The organism is Brachyspira pilosicoli P43/6/78, assembly GCF_000325665.1.
GTDB classification, from domain to species: Bacteria; Spirochaetota; Brachyspiria; order Brachyspirales; family Brachyspiraceae; genus Brachyspira; species Brachyspira pilosicoli.
This window is the reverse complement of record NC_019908.1, coordinates 383,447-406,498: the sequence shown is the minus strand read 5'-3', so window position 1 is coordinate 406,498 and position 23,052 is coordinate 383,447. Positions and strand designations below refer to the sequence as shown.

The 23,052-nt window shown below is 29.6% G+C and carries 18 protein-coding genes and 2 pseudogenes; 9 read left to right on the top strand and 11 right to left on the bottom strand.

Annotation, left to right across the window (positions count from 1 at the left end; genetic code table 11):
* Positions 1-35: 35 nt before the first annotated feature.
* Positions 36-2,972, bottom strand: coding sequence for a preprotein translocase subunit SecA (secA, locus tag BPP43_RS01800; RefSeq protein ID WP_015273984.1), 2,937 nt, complete (start codon positions 2,970-2,972; stop codon positions 36-38).
* A 283-nt stretch (positions 2,973-3,255) separates the two neighbouring features.
* Here secA and BPP43_RS01795 point away from each other — a divergent pair, with 283 nt between their 5' ends.
* Both BPP43_RS01795 and BPP43_RS01790 read left to right on the top strand, forming a co-directional pair.
* A complete protein-coding gene (locus BPP43_RS01795) occupies positions 3,256-4,725 on the top strand; it encodes a CsgG/HfaB family protein (RefSeq protein ID WP_013243193.1) in 1,470 nt (489 codons plus the stop codon).
* Positions 4,712-5,311, top strand: coding sequence for a hypothetical protein (locus BPP43_RS01790; protein WP_014932930.1), 600 nt, complete (start codon positions 4,712-4,714; stop codon positions 5,309-5,311). The genes BPP43_RS01795 and BPP43_RS01790 overlap by 14 nt, the downstream gene beginning before the upstream one ends.
* On the opposite strand, the gene BPP43_RS01785 is transcribed toward BPP43_RS01790, so the two are convergent.
* The 5 genes and pseudogenes from BPP43_RS01785 to BPP43_RS01765 form a co-directional block, all read right to left on the bottom strand.
* On the bottom strand, positions 5,286-5,792 hold the full coding sequence (locus tag BPP43_RS01785) for a septum formation initiator family protein (RefSeq protein ID WP_015273983.1): 507 nt from the start codon (positions 5,790-5,792) through the stop codon (positions 5,286-5,288). The two genes, BPP43_RS01790 and BPP43_RS01785, sit on opposite strands and share 26 nt — an antisense overlap.
* 78 nt (positions 5,793-5,870) lie before the next feature.
* Positions 5,871-6,581 carry an ABC transporter ATP-binding protein gene (locus tag BPP43_RS01780; RefSeq protein ID WP_015273982.1) on the bottom strand — a complete coding sequence of 237 codons (711 nt, stop codon included), beginning with the start codon at positions 6,579-6,581 and terminating at the stop codon, positions 5,871-5,873.
* Positions 6,574-7,870, bottom strand: a pseudogene (locus BPP43_RS01775) (ABC transporter permease). Before BPP43_RS01775 ends, BPP43_RS01780 begins: the two are co-directional and overlap by 8 nt.
* Before the next feature lie 403 nt (positions 7,871-8,273).
* On the bottom strand, positions 8,274-9,278 hold the full coding sequence (locus tag BPP43_RS01770; protein WP_014932927.1) for a calcium/sodium antiporter: 1,005 nt from the start codon (positions 9,276-9,278) through the stop codon (positions 8,274-8,276).
* 15 nt (positions 9,279-9,293) lie between these two features.
* Positions 9,294-9,902, bottom strand: coding sequence for a hypothetical protein (locus tag BPP43_RS01765; protein WP_015273980.1), 609 nt, complete (start codon positions 9,900-9,902; stop codon positions 9,294-9,296).
* Between the two features lie 158 nt (positions 9,903-10,060).
* On the opposite strand from BPP43_RS01765, the gene BPP43_RS01760 reads away from it, so the two are divergent.
* The 6 genes and pseudogenes from BPP43_RS01760 (at position 10,061) to tsf (ending at position 15,591) form a co-directional block, all read left to right on the top strand.
* Complete coding sequence (locus BPP43_RS01760; protein ID WP_013243201.1) at positions 10,061-10,372, top strand: YbjQ family protein; 312 nt, start codon at positions 10,061-10,063, stop codon at positions 10,370-10,372.
* Between the two features lie 39 nt (positions 10,373-10,411).
* Entirely contained in the window at positions 10,412-11,071 is a 660-nt protein-coding gene (locus BPP43_RS01755; RefSeq protein ID WP_013243202.1) for an LOG family protein, read from the top strand.
* An 8-nt stretch (positions 11,072-11,079) separates the two neighbouring features.
* Positions 11,080-11,670 (top strand): hypothetical protein, encoded by a 591-nt coding sequence (locus BPP43_RS01750; protein WP_014936129.1) that lies wholly within the window; start codon positions 11,080-11,082, stop codon positions 11,668-11,670.
* Positions 11,671-11,802: 132 nt separating this feature from the next.
* Positions 11,803-13,625: pseudogene (gene glmS / locus BPP43_RS01745) on the top strand (glutamine--fructose-6-phosphate transaminase (isomerizing)).
* A gap of 264 nt (positions 13,626-13,889) precedes the next feature.
* On the top strand, positions 13,890-14,705 hold the full coding sequence (gene rpsB, locus BPP43_RS01740) for a 30S ribosomal protein S2 (protein WP_014936132.1): 816 nt from the start codon (positions 13,890-13,892) through the stop codon (positions 14,703-14,705).
* A 31-nt stretch (positions 14,706-14,736) separates the two neighbouring features.
* Positions 14,737-15,591 carry a translation elongation factor Ts gene (tsf, locus tag BPP43_RS01735; protein WP_014936133.1) on the top strand — a complete coding sequence of 285 codons (855 nt, stop codon included), beginning with the start codon at positions 14,737-14,739 and terminating at the stop codon, positions 15,589-15,591.
* 808 nt (positions 15,592-16,399) lie between these two features.
* Here the strand turns inward: tsf and epsC are convergent.
* From epsC to BPP43_RS01710, 5 genes are all read right to left on the bottom strand, one after another.
* Complete coding sequence (gene epsC / locus BPP43_RS01730; RefSeq protein WP_015273977.1) at positions 16,400-17,110, bottom strand: serine O-acetyltransferase EpsC; 711 nt, start codon at positions 17,108-17,110, stop codon at positions 16,400-16,402.
* 12 nt (positions 17,111-17,122) lie between these two features.
* On the bottom strand, positions 17,123-18,034 hold the full coding sequence (locus BPP43_RS01725) for a PLP-dependent cysteine synthase family protein (protein WP_015273976.1): 912 nt from the start codon (positions 18,032-18,034) through the stop codon (positions 17,123-17,125).
* 413 nt (positions 18,035-18,447) lie between these two features.
* A complete protein-coding gene (gene nifS / locus BPP43_RS01720) occupies positions 18,448-19,614 on the bottom strand; it encodes a cysteine desulfurase NifS (protein WP_013243209.1) in 1,167 nt (388 codons plus the stop codon).
* A 3-nt stretch (positions 19,615-19,617) separates the two neighbouring features.
* A complete protein-coding gene (nifU, locus tag BPP43_RS01715; protein ID WP_014932918.1) occupies positions 19,618-20,451 on the bottom strand; it encodes a Fe-S cluster assembly protein NifU in 834 nt (277 codons plus the stop codon).
* A 24-nt stretch (positions 20,452-20,475) separates the two neighbouring features.
* Positions 20,476-20,655 carry a (2Fe-2S)-binding protein gene (locus BPP43_RS01710; RefSeq protein ID WP_015273975.1) on the bottom strand — a complete coding sequence of 60 codons (180 nt, stop codon included), beginning with the start codon at positions 20,653-20,655 and terminating at the stop codon, positions 20,476-20,478.
* Positions 20,656-20,923: 268 nt separating this feature from the next.
* Between BPP43_RS01710 and BPP43_RS01705 the strand changes: the two genes are divergently transcribed.
* Positions 20,924-23,041, top strand: a complete 2,118-nt coding sequence (locus BPP43_RS01705) for an alpha-amylase/4-alpha-glucanotransferase domain-containing protein (protein ID WP_014936137.1) — start codon at positions 20,924-20,926, stop codon at positions 23,039-23,041.
* Positions 23,042-23,052 lie beyond the last annotated feature (11 nt).

Sequence of the window (23,052 nt, the reverse complement as noted above, 5' to 3'; positions counted from 1 at the left end):
ATCCAATATATAATTAAAATAAAAGCTTATATTTTTTAATTATCTTTACTGTCTTTACCATGGCAATGCTTATATTTCTTACCGCTTCCGCAAGGACAAGGGTCATTTCTGCCTATTTTGTTTGTCATTTTTACTTGAGCCTGTGCTATTTTTGGTTTAGCATTTTGATTGTTATTATCCATTGCACTAGCACTGCTCTTCTCTTCAACTCCTCCGTCAAAAGCACTTTCTCTTTCTGTGTTATTAAATGCATTAGGCATTATTCTCACTCTCATTAAAAGATTAATAAGCTCATTGTGAATAACGTCCATAGTAGCTACAAACATTTTATAGCCTTCAAGTTTATATTCTGTAAGAGGGTTTTTCTCTGCATATCCCCTTAAACCAATACCCTCTCTTAAACTGTCCATAGCAAATAAATGGTCTTTCCATCTATTATCTATAATTGAAAGGAATATATTTTTCTCTACTTCTCTAAATATCTTTTCATCTACTTCAAGAGATTTTTTTCTATATGCTTCTAATAATATGTTGGTGAGATTTTTTATTGCATTTTCAACTCCGCCTTCAACAGTTTTGTTTGCTGCATCTTCATCTATACCAATTAAATAACTATTAAGCCATTTTGTTATCTCCATAGGATCAACAGTTTTTTTACCATCAGCTATCTCTCTCACAGTAGAATCAGTTACATCAGAAATAATCTCTTCTATTCTTGGAGAAATATCATCAGAATAAAGTATATAATCTCTCTCAGCATAAACTGCCATACGCTGCTGATTCATAACATCATCATACTCAAGCAAATGTTTTCTTATATCAAAGTTCCTTCCCTCAACTTTTCTCTGAGCATTTTCAATAGATTTATTAAGCCACTTGTGTCCAAGCTCTTCTTCCTCACCCATACCCATAGCAAGCATCATACTAGAAACTCTCTCACCACCAAAAAGTCTCATCAAGTCATCTTCAAGCGATAAGAAAAATACACTTAATCCAGGGTCTCCCTGTCTTCCGCTCCTACCGCGAAGCTGATTGTCAATACGTCTAGCCTCATGCCTTTCACTTCCTATAACATGCAAACCGCCAGCAGCAAGTACTTTTTCTTTATCTATTTTAGATTTTTCATTTATTTGTGTAATTCTCTCTACCTTCTCAAGCATCTCTAAAGCATTATTCTTTTCAGCTAACTCTCTAGCCTCATCAATCTTACCAGCAATAACAAATCTTACAAAAGCTTCTTTGTAAAGGTCTATAGATTTTATTTTTTGATTTAATTCTTCTTTTTTGTAAGGGTCTCTCTCTTTAAATGCCCTGTCTTTCATTATTGTAAGTATTTGTTCTATCTCAGAAACACCTTTAGCAATAGGGTTACCTCCTAATACAATGTCCGTACCACGACCTGCCATGTTTGTAGCAAGTGTAACAGCACCAGGCTCACCTGCTTGGGCGATTATCTGAGCTTCTCTTGAGTGGTTTTTAGCATTAAGTACTTCATGTGTAATTTTATGTCTTTTAAATACTTTAGATAATTCTTCGTTCATCTCAACTGACACTGTACCAACTAACACAGGTTTTCCTGCATCTTGAAGCTCTTTAATATATTTTGCTAATGCCTCAAATTTTGCTTTTCTTGTTCTATATATTCTGTCTGATAAATCCTGTCTTGCTATAGGCTTATTTGTAGGTATAACTGCAACATCTAACTTATATATTTTATAAAACTCTTCTGCCTCTGTTTCTGCAGTACCAGTCATACCAGAAAGTTTTGGATACATTCTAAAATAGTTTTGGAAAGTGATTGTTGCATAAGTTTGAGATTCATTTTGTATAGCAACTTTTTCTTTAGCCTCTATTGCTTGGTGAAGTCCGTCACTATAGCGTCTTCCTTCAAGAACACGACCTGTAAACTCATCTACAATCAAAACCTCTCCGTCTGTAACCATATAATCAACATCGCGTTTAAATACCTTATGAGCCTTTAATGCCTGATTAACATGGTGAACTATTGTACTGCTTTGAGCACCATAAAGGTTTTCTATATTAAGAAGTTTTTCTACTTTCTTTACACCCTCTTCTGTAAGGTATACGTTTTTATCTTTTTCTATCAATACATAATCACCAGTGCCTGCCACCTCTCTCATTCTCTCATCAGTTTCTGCCTGCTTAAGCATAGGTATAATTCTGTCTATCTCATAATACATTTTAATATTTTTTTCTGCAGGTCCTGATATTATAAGAGGAGTTCTAGCTTCGTCTATTAAAATACTGTCAACCTCGTCCACTATGGCATGATAAAACTTTCTCTGAACTTTATCTTCTTTTCTCACAACCATATTATCTCTTAAATAGTCGAAACCAAACTCGTTATTAGTACCATAAACAACATCGCAATTATAAACCGCTCTTCTTTCTGGTGAATGCGGTCTAGTATTATCAAGTATACCAACACTAATGCCAAGCATAGAGTATATAGGCATCATCCATTCAGCGTCCCTTTTAGCAAGATAATCATTTACTGTAACTACATGCACACCAAGCCCTGTTAAAGCATTAAGATAAACCGCCAAAGTAGCAACAAGAGTCTTACCTTCACCCGTTTTCATCTCAGCAATTCTTCCTTGATGCAAAACTGCTCCGCCCATTATCTGCACATCAAAATGCCTCATGCCCGTAGTTCTTAAACTTGCCTCACGTACAACAGCAAATGCTTCTGGAAGTAATTCATCTAATATATCTTGAAGTTTCTTTTTATTTTCTTCTTTTGATAAATCTAATTCCTCTGTCTTACAGCCTATATAATCTTCTACTCTTTGTCTGAACTCTTTTGTTTTATTAGTTAACTCTTCATTAGTTAATTTCTTTATTTCTTCTTCAAATGTTAATGTTTTCTCTGCTATAGGTTTTAATATTTTGGCATCATTTTGTTCTTTAGAGCCAAATATTAATTTAAATACTAAATCCATCGCTCCCATTATAGGTAAATCTCCTTTATTAAATCAAGATTGCTTAAACATTATAAACAAATAAATAACTAAAATATTCTTTATTTAAACTTAATAATAACATATAATGTAAATATAATAAAGTACAAAAAAATTATTTTACTATTTAAATTTATTGTTATTTTATTATATAACAAAAAAAATAATAAACTATTATTATGAAGTTATAAAATAGAAAAAGTGAAATATATTTGACTTTTTTATTTAATAATATAACATAATAAAAAAATTTTAATTATTAAATATATATTATATGATTAGAAAATTATTTTATATTATTTTCATAATATTATTTTGCAGCAATCTATTTTCGCAAATTGTAAAAAACGAAATCTCAGAAAAATATATAAAAGAAAATATAGCTGTATTTGAAATACAAGATGTTTCTACAGGTTATAGTAAAGATTTAGGTAAAAAAGTTACAACATTAATAGAAAACTCACTTACTAGAATGAAGAGATTTAATATAGTAGATAGAGAAAATTTAGATAAATACCTAAAAGAAATGGAACTTCAATTAACAGGCATAACAGATGAACAAGTTATAGAAATGGGAAAAATATACGGATACAGTAAAGCTATTACAGGAAAAATAACCCACTCAAGCACAAGATATGATTATGACAGTGATGATGGAACAGGAACAATATATGCTAATGTAGATTTGGTTTTGCAGATAGTTGATGTTTCTACAACAAAAATATTATACTCTTCAAAAGTAAGCGGTTCTAGTTATTATTCTATAGACAGGTATCCTTCACAGGCTTTTAGAGATGCTGCTATTGATGAAGCTTGTAATGATTTGGTTTATAAAGTAAGTACAAAAATGAGAAATATTTTTAAAATAACTTTGAAAATATCTGATATTACAGATGGAAATATTATACTTTTGGCAGGATATGATCATGGACTTACTAAAAATACAAGATTTAAAGTATATTCAAAATCTGAAGATATAGTTTTACCATCTGGAAATGTTATAGAAGGTCAATATAAACAAAAAGGCACTTTAAGAATAAAAGATATGGGAAGTGAATATTCTATAGCAACAATATCGAGAGGAAGAAATATACAAGTTGGAGATATTGTTAGAGAAACTTATATAGGAAACTTTATTTTTGGTCTTAACATAAATTATGCTTCATACAAAATAAATCCTTTAGTAAAAGAATTCCAAGGCACAAACTCTGCTGGCGGTAAAATAAAAGTAAATCTAAATAAAAATGATTATGCTTTAGGTATGCACCTTAAATTCGGTTATGACTTTCAATTATTTTCTCCTAATTTGAGCATGGGGTTATTATTTGGAGATTTTTTCAAAACCAGCTATGGCATTGATACAAGATTTAATTTTGATATAAATATAAAAATATATCAAGAAATAGTAAGGTTGGTATTAACTCCTTATGTAGGACTCGGTGTAACTTTTACAGATATAGGCGAAGTATACGGCGGTGATTATAGAAATGGAAACTTATTAATACCAAATGGAACTAAAATAAAATCTACAGATGTAATGCTAGGTATTGGACTTTTAGCAAATATACAGTATAATATAACTGATACATTAGGTATTAATGCAGGTGTTGGATATAGATTTTATACAAAACCAATTAATGCCGGAACATATTATGAAGATAATAGCTTTAATATGCCTGAGGAAATAAAGACTGTTAATCTAACTGGATTAGAGTTTATGGTAGGAGTATATGGACTTTTTTAAAAGCATAGTAGTATTTTTATTGTTAGCAAAAATATCTTTCGGGGCTTTTTATTTTGCTCCTTCTACCAATATGCCTAGTACTAATAGCACAGAAAATAAAAAACCTATCATAGAAAATAATGAAACATTAAGCTCAGAATATAGCATAGATACTAATAGCGTTAAGTCTATATTTGAAATGAAAGGAACTAATATTATCAATCAAAACGGAGTTATAAGTTCATCTGTAATACCAACAGACGGATACAAAAGCCACCCTTTTAGATACACAGAAGTAACTTTTATATTAGCTGGTTTTTTATCATATAGTTATGCTTCACTTATAGTATTTGGCTTAGATGCTTTAGAAAACTCTTTTGTTCAGCCTTCAACTAGCGGAAGGTCAAGATATAAATCTTTATGGATATCTGCTACAATATTTGAAATTACTGCAGGAGTTATATTTGGTGCTACAGTTGCTTATGATAGTTATCAAAGAATATATGGTAAGAAAAAAGATGGATTAAGCTTTAGTTTTGTGCCATATTATGAACCATTTCAAAATGATGCAGGTTTTATGTTCACATTGAACTACCCTTATAATTAACTACATTATTGCCATGCTTCTTTATAAAGATATTTCTATTAACAAATAATACATAAATAACAAAGCTTATTGCTAACAATATAGCCAAAATAATAACACCTTTAGAATTAATAGCAGCCATTTCAGTATTATTATCTACTACATACTCTTCTGAATTATATGTATTATAAGAATCTTTATTATTATCACGTATTATTTTTATGATTTTTTCATTTTTAGAGCTATCTAAATACCCAAAAGTTTTAGCATATGAAAGAATGTATTCTCTGTCATTTGTAAGTCTATCTATATTATTTAATATCTGTTTCTTTTTTCTATCAAGTTCTTCTATTTTTTCTCTCTTTTTTTCAACAGCCTGTCTTTGTTTATCTATATTAACAAATCCCTTAGAACTAAACACAAATAAAAAAATAATCAACAGTAAACCAACTACTATTATACTATAAAAGATTTCTGCCCTGAGTCTTATATTAAATTGCATAATCATTCGAACCTTAAAAAATATACAATTTATTATCGGAAGTAAAATCTAAAAATTAATTATGCCAATATTAAAATATCAGTATTCCACTATTTTTTCACCGTATTCTAGTCTTAATTTCCTATCAGCCATACTAGCAATAGATAAAGAATGCGTTACAATAATCAAAGTAGATGAAGTTTTTTTAGTCATATTCCACAAAATCTCTCTGATAATTTCAGCATTTTTCTTATCTAAATTTCCAGTAGGCTCATCAGCCAACACAACCATAGGACTATTAATTAAAGCCCTCGCAATAGCAACTCTCTGTGCCTCTCCGCCTGAAAGCTCCCCTATTCTATGATGCATTCTATCTTTAAGCCCAACTGTCTCAAGTAATTCTTCAGCCTTTATGCGGGCATTTTTTTTATCATATTTTAACATTAAAGCAGGTATCATTACATTTTCTATAGCACTAAACTCTCCAAGCAAATTATGAAATTGAAACACATAACCTAAAGACTTGTTTCTAAACTTAGCCAACTGCCCCTCATTCATCTTGCCTATATTGTTGCCGTTTATATTAATACTTCCAGATGTAATATCATCTATACCGCCTATGAGGTTTAAAAGCGTTGTTTTACCGCTTCCAGACTCCCCAGTAATAGCCAATATCTCATTTTTATAAATATCTAAACTTATAGATTTTAATACTTCAACCTTTGGAGGTCCAACATATGTTTTTACTAGTTTATCTATAGTTATTAAAACTTCTCTATTAGCAATATTACTATTCATATTATTATTCATATCTCAACACCTCAGCAGGTTTATATTTGCTTGCTATATATGCAGGTATTATAGCAAATAAAACAGAAAGTAAAAACGATATAGAAGCAACCATAAAAACTTGTGAAAAACGTATTATTGAAGGAAGCCCATTACTTACATAATAAATATCTGGAGGGAAGAAATCAGGCACTATAGGCACAGTTATAGAAGGACTTATATGTGCTGGTATAAACCATATAATGCTTACTATAGATTGTAAAAATGCCCTTATAAACTCTAAAGTTTCATTTACATAGCTTGCAAGAAGTATTCCAAATATCACACCCAAAATAGTACCAACTCCTCCTATTATAGCCCCTTCCAAAAAGAATACCTTAGCTACATTTGAAGGTCTTAATCCAAGAGTCTTTATTATAGCAATATCTCTTCTTTTATCTTTAACAAATATTATCTGGCTTGATGCTATGTTTAGAGCAGCTATTAATATAATAAAAGATAATATTAAACCAAGCATAAGTTTTTCTGTATGAAGTGCCTGAAAAAAGTTTCTGTCAAAAAGCATCCAAGGCATAACATTATAAAACTGCTTTAATGACAAATCTATATTTTTAGCAACCTTATCAGCATCAAAGAAATTTTTTATTTTTACAGCTACGCCTGTTACTCCTCCTTCATAACCCATCATAGCCTGAGCTGTTTTTAGAGGCACTATCACCATTTTACTGTCATATTCATAGTAGCCTGTTTTGTATATTCCCTTTATTGTAAAAGTTGTCTTTTGAGGTCTAAATCCTTTTTCAAAACTTCCAGAAGCAGAAACTATATCTATAGTATCTCCAACAGATAAAGCATAATCGTCTGCCATCTCAGAGCCTATCAAAGCATCATTAGTGCCTAAATTTTTATTATACCCCTCAATAAACTTAAAATACTTAATAAAATCCCTATCTTTTGTAAATATATCATCTTCAAATGAACGAACTGTAATAAGCGTTGTAAAAGTATATGTACGCATTATTGAAGGAAGAACTATATAAGGATAAATGCTTGTTATCTCTTTATTGTCTTTAATATTATCTACAACATACTCATAGTTTAGAAGAGGTTGGTCTCCATAGGCACTGATATTTATATGAGCCCTCATTCCAAGTATTTTATCTCTTATATCATCTTGAAAGCCATTCATAACAGATAAAACAGTAATCATAACCATATCGCCCACAAGTATGCCGAGTATACATATCACTGTAATTATAGAAACAAATGAAAACTTCTTTTTAGGCTTTTAGGTATCTCACACCCAACATTAATTCTAATCTTCAAAAGAAAACTCCAAAAAATTAAAAGTAATTTAGTTGATAGTTTAATTATACTGAAAATTTTTAACTTTGTCAAAAAATCTATTTTAAGTTTTTTGTTTGTGGTGGCTTTGCCCCCTGCGAAGCGTGCCCGGAGGGTGCACACCCCCACTTCTTTTTGCGACCGAAGGAAGTACCTTTAGGTATGACCCAAAGAAGCAAAAAGACTGCATTTTAATAAAGTATTACTTATATATAATCAAAATACAATATATTGTTTATATATTATCTAAATATAAAGCTAAAAACTTGCACTTTTTGCAACTTTTTGCGGCGGGAAAAAGTTGATAAAATATATATCTAAATAACATAGTTATTTAGATATATATAAATAATAATTTTTAAACCATATTTACACAGAAGTAGTTTTTAATAAATATAATACATAAAATATATACACTACTAAAAATATAATTCCCTTTACCTTATTTAAACTTCTTCCTCTTAAAGTAAATAATAACAATATTAAACCGCTTAAAACCATAATAGAATAGTCTATTAAATAATTTTGTGCAGCAGGTAAAACTATTCCTCCAAACTTAAATGAAGCTATAGAAGATATACCAAGCACAGCACCAACATTAAAAATATTGCTTCCAACAATGTTTCCTATAGATATATCAGCCTCTTTCTTTGAAGCTGCTATCACACTTGTAACAAGTTCAGGTATGCTTGTACCAACAGCAACAACTATAAAACCAATAATATGCTCGCTTATAAAATTTCTAAATATACCAGTAACACCTTTCAAAAATATATCAGAACCCACAGCAAGAGCAACTATTGACAACACAATTTTAAATATAGCTCTAGAAATGCTATATGTCTTTGTAGATGATGATACCTCTTTTTCAAATATAGCAAGCTCATCTTTATCTTTAGAGACAACAGTATACAAATAATAAACATATATGCATAGCAAAACTAAAAGTATCACACCCTCTACAACAGATATCTTATCACCAATTAAACTCTTAGTATTAAAATTAAATAAAGTAATAAGTAATACAGCATACATTATAAACATAGAAAGCATAGATACATGATAAGATTTTTTGCCCGCAGCCATATCCATAAACAAAGCAGACACCCCAAGCACAAATACTATATTAAATATATTACTCCCAATAACATTACCAACAGCAATAGCACTCTCTCCCCTCACAGCACCAAATAAACTAACAAAAAGTTCAGGCATAGATGTACCCATTGCAACAACAGTAAGCCCTATCACTATAGGAGGAATCTTTAATTTGTTTGCAATCATTACACTGCCATCAACTATATATGTACCGCCAAGATATAAAAGAAGTATTCCCAAAACTGTAAAAACTATATATAATAAAATATTTGTCATTTATTAAATTATCCTTTAATTGTTTAATTCTGAATCATTATTATTTTCTGTATTATTATTATCAGATTCTATATTATTAGTCTTTTCGTTCTTATTATTTTTTTTAGCTATAAGAGATATTATTAAATAAATTATAAATATTATAAGTATTGCTATTATTAAAGCAGTAGAAAACCATAATGGAAATAATACCCAAACCCAACTCCATGTAACGGCATTAAAAAGTTTTAGTATTATAAATATAAAAGTTAAAAATGTTAAAAAGGCTACTGCTATATTTAGAATAGGTAATTTATTTTTTGTTTGTGTGCTTAGCTCATTTGTTTTTGAATTGTCTTCAGAAAGTTTTTCAGTATTTTCTTTATTCTCTACATTATCTATATTATCATTTTTTTCTTTCTTAAAAAACAATGAGTAAAAAATAATAGTACCAACAATTAAAATTGCTTCCAAAATTAATAACAGTACAATATCTCTCCAATTAAAAATAATAGTTTTACTCAAGTTTAATAAACTCAATGCTATTATAAGCATAGGTAAAAGTTTGCAAGAAATATTTAAAAGATTCTTTAAAAAATATAAACTAGCCATTGTAAAGACATTTTTTATAGTATTAGCTTTCATAATAAAACACCTATTATTATTTTAATAGTATTTATTATAATAATATTTTTAATTAAATTCAAATTATACAAACTTAAAAATAATCAAGTTAAGCAATCAATTTCCGACTAATTAACATAATACAATATATTAAAAACATAAAAAAGGATAAAACAAATATGCAAATTTTTAGCGTAGACTACTTACCTACAAATAATTATGAACTACTAGGTTTAGTAAAAGGCAATATAGTACAATCAAAACATATAGGAAAAGATATATTAGCTTCTTTAAATACATTAGTTGGCGGCGAAGTAACAAGCTACACAGAAATGATAAACGAAGCAAGAGATATAGCTACAAACAGAATGATAGAAGAAGCTAAAAAACTAGGTGCTAATGCAATAATAGGAGTTAATTACAGCACTTCTTCAGTATTGCAAGGCACTACAGAGGTTGTTGCTTACGGTACAGCTATTATACTAAAATAAAAAATTAATTAAAAATAAAAAATTAAAAAAGGATTTTAAATGAGAAGACAAAGCACAGAATTTGAAGATTTAGATATGAATGAAGAGGCATGGCGTATATTTAGAATAATGGGAGAGTTTGTTGATGGTTTTGAAACTATGTCTATATACAACAATGCCGTTACAATGTTTGGAAGTGCAAGAACAAAGCCTGACCATCCGCATTATAAATTAGCTTATGAGACTGCAAAATTATTAGCAGAAAATAAATATGATATCATCACAGGAGGCGGTCCTGGAATAATGGAAGCTGGCAACAAAGGGGCTTTTGATGCTAATGGAAACTCTATTGGCTTATGCATAGAATTGCCTTTTGAACAGAAAACTAACCCCTATGTAAAAGAAGAAATTAAGTTTAGATATTTCTTTGCTAGAAAAGTGATGTTTGTAAAATATGCTAAAGCTTTAGTAGTATTTCCTGGCGGATTTGGTACTATGGACGAAATGTTTGAAACACTTACTCTAGTACAAACTAAAGTATTAAACAAAATACCTATAATAGTATTTGACAAAAAATTCTATACTGGTCTTATGAATTGGATAGAAAAAGATATGATTAATGAGAAGTATATAGATAAAGATGATTTAAATCTTATGCATCATACTGATGACCCTAAAGAAGTACTTAGTATAATTAATAATTTTTATAATAGAAAATAAACAAAATTATGTATAAAATTTTTGTAATTATTTTTATTTTCAGCAATGTTTTATTTGCACAATTAAAAGGGCTTCCTGAGTTTTTTAATTTGGACGGATATAAAACCCTTAAATTTGGTATGAATATAGAAGAAGTTAATAATAAAATTACAAATTATAATACAGACTTATATGCTGACTTTCATCAAGAAATTCAATTAAATGAAAAAACGGTTTTAAACATATATAAAAACCCCGATGATAAGTTGGCATATTATCTATATTTCTATAATGATTATCTTTATAGAATAGAAGTATGCAATCATATAGGCTACAGTTATAACAAAAATGATTTCTACTACCCTTCTGAGGCAGCAGACATAGAAGATATAAAAGAAAAAATAACATTCAAATACGGCGATTCATCTTCCACAGATATAAAATATTATTCATACTACAACAAACCTTTTGAAGAATACACTATATGGTGGTATTCAGATTTATCTAGTGTATCATTATATGTAAAGCCTGATTTAAATAGTTTAGATAAAACTATAAAACTATATTCTTATAGGCTTTCTTTTTATGATGAAACTAAACTAAAAGAAATATACAAATAATAAATATTACTATATTAAATATTATTTAATTCCGAATATTACTATCTATAATATTACTTTTATAAGTATTGACTTTTTTATGTTTTAATTTAACATAATTTTTAATTTTAATAAATTTAAAGGATTTTTAATATGTGCGGAATAGTTGGATATGTAGGAAATAATGATAATGCAATTGATATACTCATTGAAGGACTTTCATCTTTAGAGTATAGAGGATACGACTCTGCCGGAATATCTGTAGTTGATTCAAATAAAGAAATTATTACTTTTAAGGCAGAAGGCAAACTTGATAATTTGAAGAATATTGTTCAAAATAACATATCTTCAAACATAGGTATAGGGCACACTAGATGGGCAACACATGGAGCTCCTTCAGATATTAATGCACACCCTCATTTTACAGAAAGACTTTCTCTTGTTCATAACGGTATTATAGAAAATTATAAAGATATAAAAAAGATTTATTAGAAAAAGGATACAAATTTATTTCTGAAACAGATACTGAGGCAGCAGCAAATTTAATAGATTCATTATATGATGGAGATGCTTTATCTGCTATAAAAAAGGCAGTTAACATAATAGAAGGCTCTTATGCTTTTGCTATTATATTTAAAGATGATGTTAATAAAGTATATGCAGTAAGAAAGTCAGCACCTTTAATAGTAGCTTTAGGGGATAATGAAAACTTTTTAGCTTCTGATGTACCTGCTATACTAAAATATACAAATAAATACGTATTGATAGAAGAAAATAATATTGCCGTTTTGGAAAAAGATAAAATAACCATATATAATGAAAGCCTAAAAGAAACTGATTATAAAATACTTGAAGCTAATTGGACTTTGGAGCAGGCAGAAAAATGCGGATATGAACATTTTATGCTCAAAGAAATTAATGAGCAGCCCAAAGCACTTCTTGATACTATAGAGCCTAGAATAGTTTACGGTGTTCCAGATTTTGAAAGAGACGGAATCACTGATAATGATTTCTGGACATTCTTTGATAGAGTTTATATAGTAGGCTGCGGAACTTCAATGCATGCTGCTATGATAGGAAAAAGACTTATAGAAGATAATTGCAAAATACCTGTAGAATGCGAAATAGCTTCAGAGTTTAGATATAAAAACCCTATACTTACAGAAAAAACTCTTTCAATATTTATATCGCAATCAGGTGAGACGGCTGACACTTTAGCGGCTTTAAATTTGGTTAAAGAGAAAGGATATAAAACTTTAGCAATAGTAAATGTTAATGGTTCATCTATTGCTAGAAGTGCTGATTATGTTATATATACTTATGCCGGACCTGAAATATCTGTAGCTTCAACAAAGGCTTATTCTGTACAGATGGCTGTAATGTATTTGATAACATTTAAGATAGTATTAGATAGAAAAATAAAAGACAATGATTATATAAAAATATTAATAAAAAATTTAATAAACAGCATAGACTCTATAAAAGACGTACTTAATATGAGCGACACTATAAAAGATTTATGCATCGATTATAAAGAAGCAAGCAGTATATTTTTTATAGGCAGAGATTTGGACTATTATCAGGTTATGGAAGGTGCTTTAAAAATGAAAGAGATTAGCTATATTCACTGCGAAGCTTATGCAGGCGGAGAGCTTAAACATGGTGCCATATCTCTTATCACTGATAATACCCCTGTTGTAGCATTAGCTATACAAGAAAAGATATTAAGCAAGATGATAAGCAATACTAAAGAAGTTATATCGAGAGGGGCTAATGTTTTACTTTTTGCTAAAGAAGGTGCTGATATAGATAAAGATGCATACAGAAAAATATTATATCTTCCTAAAGTTGAGGATATGTTTATGCCTATAGTTTCAATAGCGGCATTACAACTATTGGCTTATCATACTGCTGTGATAAGGGGCTGTGATGTTGATAAGCCTAGAAATTTGGCTAAAAGTGTTACTGTTGAATAATATAAATAAAGTATTATTTAATAATTGACTTTTTTGTGTAATAATGTTATTATGTTAAACAAGCCGATTTAATTGGTAAACTTTTCCATAATAGCAAAATGCTCTTTAAAGATAGTTTTTAATAAATTATCTTAAATAAAAAGACATTGTTACTTAAAATTAGTAATCAAAGCATTATGATTTTTTTAATATAGTAATAGTTTAGAAATTTATGGATATAGGGTGCCTTAATCGGTACTCTATTTTATTTTAAAGGATATGCTTATGTCATTACCAGCTATGAAAGACCTCTTAGAGGCAGGCGTTCATTTCGGACATCAAACTAGAAAATGGAACCCTAAAATGAAACCTTTTATTTTTCAGGAGAGAAATGATATACACATCATTGACCTAATGAAAACTTTAACTTACGTAAAAAAAGCTTATGATGCTGTTAAAGAAATGTCTAGAAACGGCGGAAATATACTTTTTGTAGGTACTAAAAAACAAGCTTCACAAAGCATAAAAGAAGCTGCAGAAAAATGCGATATGTATTATGTTAATAATCGTTGGTTAGGCGGTATGCTTACTAACTTCGCTACTATCAAAAAAAGTATTGCTAGACTTAAAAGAATAGAAAAAGAAGAAGTTGATGGTACTTTTGATAAATTACCTAAAAAAGAAGTAATACTACTTCTTAAAGAAAAAGATAAATTAGAAAAGAACTTTGCAGGTATCAAAGATATGGAAAACTTACCAGACATGATATTTGTAATAGACCCTATGCAAGAACATATTGCTGTAAGCGAAGCTAGAAAATTAGGAATACCTGTAGTTGCTGTAGTAGATACTAACTGTAACCCAGAACTTATAGATTATCCTATACCTGGTAACGATGATGCTATCAGAGCTATAAGCTTATTTGCTGGCGTTATATCTTCTGCTATTATAGACGGACAAAACGAGGCTGGAAAAGAAACTTTAGCTAAACATGAATCTACTGGCGAGATTGCTGAAGAGGTTTATGACAATAGTGCTACTGAAGCTGCTGAAGCTATTGCTGAACAGTATGGTGTTTCTGACCAAGACGACCAAGACTAAAAAATAAATAAATTAAATAAAGGATAAAAAAATGGCAAATATTAGTATGGATACTATTAAGGAGCTTAGAGAGCGTACTGGTATAGGTATTATGGAATGTAAAAAAGCTCTTCAAGAAGCTGATGGTGATATGGATAAGGCTATTCGCCTATTAAAAGAAAAAGGTACAGCTGTTGCTGCTAAAAAAAGCGAACGTACAGTTAAAGAAGGTTCTATAGGTTTTTGTGTTAATGATGATAAAACTCAAATTGCTTGTATAGAGCTTCAATGTGAAACTGACTTCGTTGCTAAAAATGAATTATTTGTTAATTTAGCTAAAAGCATTGCTAAAACTGCTATGACTGTTGATAATGCTACTGTTGATACTCTTCTAAACACTAAAGGTGAGAATGGTGAAACTATTCAAGCTATGATAAACGAAGGTATGCAAAAATGGGGTGAGAAAACAGTACTTGCAGAAGTAAAAGTTATGAAGACTGATGGTTTCTTTGGAAGCTATGTTCACTTCAATAATAAACTTGTTACTATTGTTGAGTTTGATGTTAAACCTAAAGGAAAATGTTTAGAGATAGCAAATCAAATAGCTATGCATGTTGCCAGTGAAAAACCTTTAGCTTTAAACAGAGAGGGAATTGACCCTAATGCTGTAAATGAGCAAAAAGAAATATTTGAAAAACAAGTAAGAGATGCTGGCAAACCAGAAAATATGGTAGCAAAAATAGTTGAAGGTAAAATGAACTCTTGGTATTCTGAAAGCGTTCTTATAGACCAAAAATTATTTACAGACAACAAAATATCTATTAAAAGTTTAATAGATGAAATCTCTAAAGAAGCTGGTGCTACTGCTTCTATCAAAAACTTTGCTATAATTTCGCTTGGTGTTTGATTTTAATTAAGACAAATAAAAATAAGGGGCTTTATATTAAGCCTCTTTTTTTATGCCTATGGTATTGGTATAAAAGAACTGCATTTTTATTATAAATTTCATAATTTAATTGTACATTAAAAGGCACTCCCCGCACAACTAAGAAGTTATAATTAAAGCATAACATTACCGTGCGGCAAGGTGGTACAGTTCGTACACGGGAAAAAGTTGATAGAAAATTATTATTTTAATATATTCTTAAAATTTTTAACTTTTTTATTTTAATTATTTTCGGGGACTAGCCCCCGAACCCCCACTTCTTTTATTGGTATAAAAGAAGCAAAAGAACTGCATTTTTATTAAGTATAGCCAAAAATATAATGGTATTATTTTGTATATTTTCTAGATATAAAATAAAAATATTTGCACTTTAGCTAAACGTAAGAGAAGAACTTAAATACTTGTACTTTTTGCAACTTTTTGCTACGGGAAAAAGTTGAATAAAATATACATTAAATAAAAAAATTATTTGTTTTAATGAAAATATTTGCAGGGCTTTACCCTTAACGAAGTACACACCATGCAGCACCCCAGTTCTTTTGCTGATAGGCACCTACTCGGTACGACCGTAGGAAGTGCCTTCGGTATTGGTATAAAAGAACCAAAAGAACTGCATTTTTATTATAAATTTCATAATTTAATTGTACATTAAAAGGCACTCCCACGCACGACTAAGAAGTTATAATTAAAGCATAACATTACTGTGCGGCAAGGTGGTACAGTTCGTACGCGGGAAAAAATTGATAATACTTTTATAAAATATACAAATCTATAAAGTGATTTTTTTGTTTTCTTCAACCGATTCTAAAACTATACAATTAGCACCAATGATAGAATTTTTACCTATTACAGTGTCCCCTCCAAATATAGAAGCATTGGCATATATTGTAACATAATCGCAAACTGTAGGGTGTCTTTTTTTGCCTTCTAAACTTCTTCCATTAGTTAATGATAATGCCCCCAAAGTAACCCCTTGATATATTTTTACATGATGACCTATAAGTGTAGTTTCACCTATAACTATCCCTGTACCATGGTCTATAAAGAAATAATCTCCTATATTAGCTCCTGGGTGAATGTCTATACCTGTTTTTGAATGTGCAAATTCAGATATAGTTCTTGCTATTAAAAACTCTTTTTGATTATAAAATATATGTGCTATTCTATAATGAAAAATCGCTCTAAAACCAGGATATGTTAATACTATTTCATCATAAGATTTTGAAGCAGGGTCAGACTGATAAAAAAACTCTAAATCTTTTTCAAGACTTAATTTAATATCTTTAAGCTTTTCTATAAAATCCAATAATAGAGAATCATTATTTACTATTTTTTTATAAAGTTCAGCTATATTTTTTTCTACAATATCTTTATTAGGAGTCTCTCTAAAAAAATTAGGAAAAACATAGTCCCTTATAAGTTTTACAATTTCTTTTATATCATTTTGATTAGGAAGTTCATTAAAAGTTTTTAGTTTCATAAATATAATCCTTTAATTCCAAGAATATCTCTCTCCTGTATCAGGTAAAATACAAAGCATCTTTATTTTATTATTTAAATCTAATTGTCTTGATAAATCAATTGCAGCATAAACACTAGCCCCTGAAGATATACCAACATATAAACCTTCAGTAAAACATATTTCTCTTGCAGTATTAATGGCATTATCATCTGATACATCTATTATTTTTTCTATTACATTCAAATCCAAAATTTTTGGTATAAAATTAGCTCCTATTCCCTGTATTTTATGAGAGTCAGCATAGCCTTTTGTAAGAAGAGGAGAAGATTCTGCTTCAACTCCAATTACTTTAGTATTTTTATTATTATCTTTAACATACTTCCCTATTCCAGTAACAGTTCCTCCAGTGCCAATTCCTGCAAATATATAATCTACATCTCCCATATCTTTATATATCTCTGGTGCTGTTGTTAAATAATGCGCCATAACATTAGATTCATTAATAAACTGACCTGCTATTATAGAATCAGGTATTTCTCTGTTTAGTTGATTTGCTCTTTCAACTGCTCTATCCATTCCCCCATCAACTAATTCCAACTTTGCTCCATAGTCTCTTATAAGTTTTCTTCTCTCTTCAGACATTGAAGAAGGCATAACTATTATAACATTAAGAGATAAATAGCTTCCAATAGCAGCCATAGCAATTCCGGTGTTTCCTGAAGTAGGCTCTATAATTGTAGAACCTTTTTTTATTTTGCCGTCTTTGATTAAATCTAATAATATTTGTTTTACTGCTCTGTCTTTTATCGAAGCAGCAGGATTATTTTTTTCTACTTTTCCATATAATTCTATATTTTTATTTAAATTAAATTTAGTTTCAATATTACTTAATCTTATAATAGGAGTATTACCTATTAAATCGAGTATGTTGTTAGCTATCATATAAATCTCCAAAATAATAAATATTTATATTATTTTTTATTTGCACTTTTTGGTTCTTTGACGAAGTCCTCAGAGCGTAGATGCGGGAAAAAGAATAATAAAATTTTTATGTTTTTTATTATTTGTGGTGGCTTTGCCCCCACACCCCCAGTTCTTTTATTGGTATAAAAGAACCAAAAGAACTGCATTTTTATTAAGTATATCAAAAAATGCATGGTATTATTTTATATATTTTCTAGATATAAAACTAAAATATTTGCACTTTTTACAGCGAGAAGAAGTTGATAATATATCTATAAAATATATAAATTGCATTTGTAGTAGTTTGTAATTTATTTCAACATGTTTCATAATATATATAATAAAAAAGGGCTTTATTAAGCCCCTTTTTAATTATATATATTCTATATTTTTTAATCTCTATATGGAGAAATATCTCTAAGCCTTGCTACTATCTTTTCTATAGCATCTGCTGTATACATTATTTCTTCCATAGTGTTATCTAATGATAGAGAGAATCTTGTTGAACTATGAGCATATTCAAAAGGAACTCCCATAGCCTGTAAAACAGGAGAAGGCTCTAAAGTACCAGAAGAACATGCACTTCCGCTTGAAGTACATATACCATAACCGTCAAGCAATAAAAGTATAGCCTCACCTTCTATATTTTTAAAACTAATATTTGCAGTGTTGCTTACCCTTTTAGCTCCTCTTCCATTAATTTTTACTTCTTTAATTCTTTTTAAAACTTCTTCTTCAAGTTTGTCTCTCAATTTAGAAGTATGCTCAATGAATTTAGGAAGCTCAGCCTTAACCATAGAAGCAGCCTTACCAAGCCCTATTATATAAGGAACATTCTCAGTACCAGCACGGCGTCCTCTCTCCTGGTGTCCGCCTGTTTGTACTGTTCTTAATTTAGTACCTTTTTTAATATATAAAGCACCAATACCTTTTGGAGCATGTATTTTGTGTCCTGCTATTGTTAGCATATCTATATAAGGCTCATCTTTCATACTTAAAGGCAATTTACCAGCAGCCTGTACAGCATCTACATGAAATACTGCACCAGCATTTTTTACTATCTCGCCAATCTCTTTTACAGGGAAAATTACACCTGTTTCATTGTTGGCATACATTATAGATACTATAGCAGTATTATCATTAATAGCTTTTTTTAAATCATCTATGTTGATGTTTCCGTCAGTATCTACATCTAAAAGAGTGATTCTATAACCCAAACGCTCTAATGATTTGCAAGTTTCTATAACAGCAGGGTGTTCTACCCTAGTAGTGATAATATGATTCTTTGTAGGGTAAGCTTCTATTGTACCCCTAATAGCCATATTATCTCCCTCACTTCCGCAAGAAACAAAACAAACCTCTATAGGGTCGCAGCCTAAAAAGTCAGCAACCTCCCCTCTTGCCTTTTCCATTTCTTTATGCACAGCACCTGCTGGACTATACATACTAGAAGGGTTATAATATTGGTCTTTGAAATATGGAAGCATTGCATCCAAAACTTCTTGATAAACTCTCGTAGTGGCATTATTATCCATATATATAATTTTTTTGTCAGACATAATTCACACTCCTACTACTTCTAAATCTTTATCAACCAACTCTTTAATCTTAGGCTCAACAAAGCCTTTCAAAGTGTTCTTAGAAGCCATACAAGAAGAACAAGCTCCCTTAAAAGATATTTTCACTATGTTGCCTTCTATATCCACTAATTTACAGCTTCCGCCGTCCATTTTAAGCATAGGGTTAATTACTGTTTCTATAGCCTCTTCTATTTTCTTAATCTTTTGAACTGTAGTGAGAGGTGCATTCTTTTGAGCTCTTTCTCTCTCAGCAAGCTCTTCATTTAGTATATCTTCTAATTTTACTTTACAAGCTCCGCATCCGCCGCCTGCTTTAGTATAGAATGTTATCTCATCTACTGTTGTTAAATTATTTTCTCTTATGGCTCTTTTTATTTTAGTATCTGTTATACCAAAACATTTACAAATTATAGCTCCCTCATCATGCTCATCTTCTTCTACTTTGATTCCTCTGTAATTATTAATGGCCTTTTCTAATGTTTCCATTCCCATTACAGAACAATGCATCTTCTCCTCTGGAAGTCCTCCAAGCTCCATTGCTATATCTCTATTTGTAATCTTTTTAGCCTCATCTAAAGTTTTACCTTTTATCATCTCGGTCAAAATACTGCTGCTTGCTATAGCAGAAGCACAACCGAATGTTTGAAACTTAGCATCTTCTATTACTTCAGTATCTTTATTAATTTTTAGAGTTAATTTTAAAGCATCTCCGCAAACGATACTTCCAGTCATAGCTTCAGCATCAGGATTTTCTATCTCTCCAACATTCCTTGGATTTATAAAATGATCTTTTACCTTATCAGTATATTCCCACATATATTTTACCTCCCCCGCTAATAATTATTTATTAATATCGTCGAGTATCTTTTGTATAGTAGGTATACAGCCTCCGCAGCCTGTTCCAGCTTTGGTAATTTTTGATACCTCTTCTACTGTCTTTAATTTATTTTTCTTTATGGCATCTATAATCTCACTCTCTTTCACACCCATACAGAAACATATTGTTTTATCGTCAGACATATTTTTATCTCCTATTATTTATTTTAGTTTAATGTTATAAAACAGACTATAATATTATTTGAAAAATATTAATATTCTATAACCCTTCATTGTTAGAATATTATAACAGTTTAAAAATAAATATCAAGTACAATAACATAGTATTAATTTATTGAGCTATAATACTTTTAAGTAAATTAATAATATAACATAAATTAAACTTTACAAAAAAGCTTATATGATATAGAATTATGTTAATTATAATATATTATTTTTATGGATAATTACTATGAAAACTATTAATTTAATACTTGGAAATCATAATCATCAGCCTGTAGGCAATTTTGACTTTGTATGCGAAAATACTTATCAAAATGCTTACAAGCCTTTTTTAGATATATTAGAAAAATATAAAGATATAAAATTTAACTTTCATTATACAGGCTGTTTGCTTCAATGGTTAGAAAAAAATCACCCAGAACATTTGGACGCTTTAGCTAAACTTGTTTCAGAAAACAGAATAGAGCTTCAAAGCGGTGCTTTTTATGAGCCTATAATGCCTTCTATACCAGACAGAGATAAAGATTTGCAAATAACAAAATTAAATGAATATATAGAAAAAAAGTTCAAAACAACTCCAAAAGGTGCTTGGATAGCTGAAAGAGTATGGGAGCCAACACTTGTAAAACACTTAGCAAAAAACGCAATAAAATATATTATGATAGATGATTCTCAGTTTCTCACAACAGGAATTGATACAAAAAATATGTTTGGATATTTTTTAACAGATGATGAATCTTATAAGCTTAATATATTTCCTATATCTCAAGAGCTTCGTTATTTAATACCATTTAGAGAAGTAGAAAAATCCATCGAATATTTAAAATCTATAGCAACAGAAGAAGGCGACAGAGTAGTAGTATTGCATGATGACGGTGAAAAATACGGAGATTGGCCTGGAACAAAAAAATGGGTTTATGAAGATAAATGGCTTGAAAAGTTTTTTGAGGCACTTACAAAAGAAAAAGACATTATAAAAACTATTACATATAGCGATTATATAGAAAAATATGCCCCTACTTCAAAAATATATATACCTACAGGCTCTTATGAAGAAATGCTTACTTGGGTGCTTCCTGCTAGGGTGCAAGATGAGTTTCATTCAAAACAAGAAGAATTAAAAAAACAAGAAGAAAATGCAATAATAACAAGATTTATGCGTGGGGGTTTTTGGAGAAACTATTTCTTTAAATATTCTGAAAGCAATAGAATGAATAAAAGAATGCTTTTTGCTTCAAATATGGTTAGCGAATTAGATAAATCTAAAGAAAAAGAAGAAGCTTTAGATTATTTATTACAAGGGCAATGCAACTGTCCTTATTGGCACGGCACATTTGGAGGGCTTTATTTAAATAATTTAAGACATGCTACATATGCTAATCTTATAAAATCAACTTCCATTGTAGAAAAAAAGAAATATGGAAGCGGCTATTTTATGAACTATGACTTGGATTTTGATATTGACGGCAGAGATGAGGTTGTAGTAAGTTCAGAGAAATCAAGTTTGGTATTTCACACTTTAAGCGGTTCTATTATAGAATGGGATTTAAAAACTAATAACCCTATAAACCTAATAGACTGCTTAAAAAGAAGAGAAGAGGCTTATCATATTGCAGCTGTTAGAAATGCAAGCAAACAATCTAATGAAAATGAACATGTATCAATTCATGAGATAGCTAAAAAGATAGATGATAATATTGCTAAGTATTTAGTATTCGATAAAAATGAAAAGGTATTTGCTGTTGATCATTTCTTAAAGAAAATGCCTAGTGCTGAAGAGTTTCAATTATTACACTATGATGAAGAAGCTGATTTCTATAATTCTTATTATAATTTAATTGAAAATAATATAGATAAAAATAACGCTAACATAACTTTTGAAAAAAATGGTTTAGTTAATGGAAAAGAAATTCTTTTAACAAAAAAATATATTGTAGAGAAAGACGGCAGTTTTAATATAAACATAACAATATTAAATAAATCTAATGAAGAAATAAGTTTTGTTTATGCTTTAGAAAATAATATTACTTTGCTTGCCGGAAGCGAAAAAGACAGATATTATATTGGGGAAAATAGCAGAATATCTGATAACTTGTCAAACACAGGTGAATACAAAGGCAAAATATTTGGTATGGCTGATGAAGGATATATAAAAATAAAATTATTCTTAGAAACCAATGAAGAGACAAACTTCTTATATATGCCTAATTATACTATATCTGATGCTGTTGATAAACTTGAGATGAATTATCAAAACTCAACTATAGTGTTATGTAAAGAAATAAACTTAAAACAAAATGAAAAAATAGAATATAATATTAAAGCTCGTATAGAAGAATTAAAATAATAAAATAAAGA

Coding starts and splice junctions, on each gene's coding strand:
- nifU (WP_014932918.1), bottom strand. CDS start 20,451: ATGTGGGAATATACTGATAAGGTAAAAGATCATTTTATAAATCCAAGG.
- nifS (WP_013243209.1), bottom strand. CDS start 19,614: ATGTCTGACAAAAAAATTATATATATGGATAATAATGCCACTACGAGA.
- BPP43_RS01780 (WP_015273982.1), bottom strand. CDS start 6,581: ATGAATAATAATATGAATAGTAATATTGCTAATAGAGAAGTTTTAATA.
- BPP43_RS01760 (WP_013243201.1), top strand. CDS start 10,061: ATGCAAATTTTTAGCGTAGACTACTTACCTACAAATAATTATGAACTA.
- BPP43_RS01750 (WP_014936129.1), top strand. CDS start 11,080: ATGTATAAAATTTTTGTAATTATTTTTATTTTCAGCAATGTTTTATTT.
- BPP43_RS01770 (WP_014932927.1), bottom strand. CDS start 9,278: ATGACAAATATTTTATTATATATAGTTTTTACAGTTTTGGGAATACTT.
- secA (WP_015273984.1), bottom strand. CDS start 2,972: ATGGGAGCGATGGATTTAGTATTTAAATTAATATTTGGCTCTAAAGAA.
- rpsB (WP_014936132.1), top strand. CDS start 13,890: ATGTCATTACCAGCTATGAAAGACCTCTTAGAGGCAGGCGTTCATTTC.
- tsf (WP_014936133.1), top strand. CDS start 14,737: ATGGCAAATATTAGTATGGATACTATTAAGGAGCTTAGAGAGCGTACT.
- BPP43_RS01785 (WP_015273983.1), bottom strand. CDS start 5,792: ATGCAATTTAATATAAGACTCAGGGCAGAAATCTTTTATAGTATAATA.
- epsC (WP_015273977.1), bottom strand. CDS start 17,110: ATGAAACTAAAAACTTTTAATGAACTTCCTAATCAAAATGATATAAAA.
- BPP43_RS01710 (WP_015273975.1), bottom strand. CDS start 20,655: ATGTCTGACGATAAAACAATATGTTTCTGTATGGGTGTGAAAGAGAGT.
- BPP43_RS01705 (WP_014936137.1), top strand. CDS start 20,924: ATGAAAACTATTAATTTAATACTTGGAAATCATAATCATCAGCCTGTA.
- BPP43_RS01795 (WP_013243193.1), top strand. CDS start 3,256: ATGATTAGAAAATTATTTTATATTATTTTCATAATATTATTTTGCAGC.
- BPP43_RS01765 (WP_015273980.1), bottom strand. CDS start 9,902: ATGAAAGCTAATACTATAAAAAATGTCTTTACAATGGCTAGTTTATAT.
- BPP43_RS01725 (WP_015273976.1), bottom strand. CDS start 18,034: ATGATAGCTAACAACATACTCGATTTAATAGGTAATACTCCTATTATA.
- BPP43_RS01790 (WP_014932930.1), top strand. CDS start 4,712: ATGGACTTTTTTAAAAGCATAGTAGTATTTTTATTGTTAGCAAAAATA.
- BPP43_RS01755 (WP_013243202.1), top strand. CDS start 10,412: ATGAGAAGACAAAGCACAGAATTTGAAGATTTAGATATGAATGAAGAG.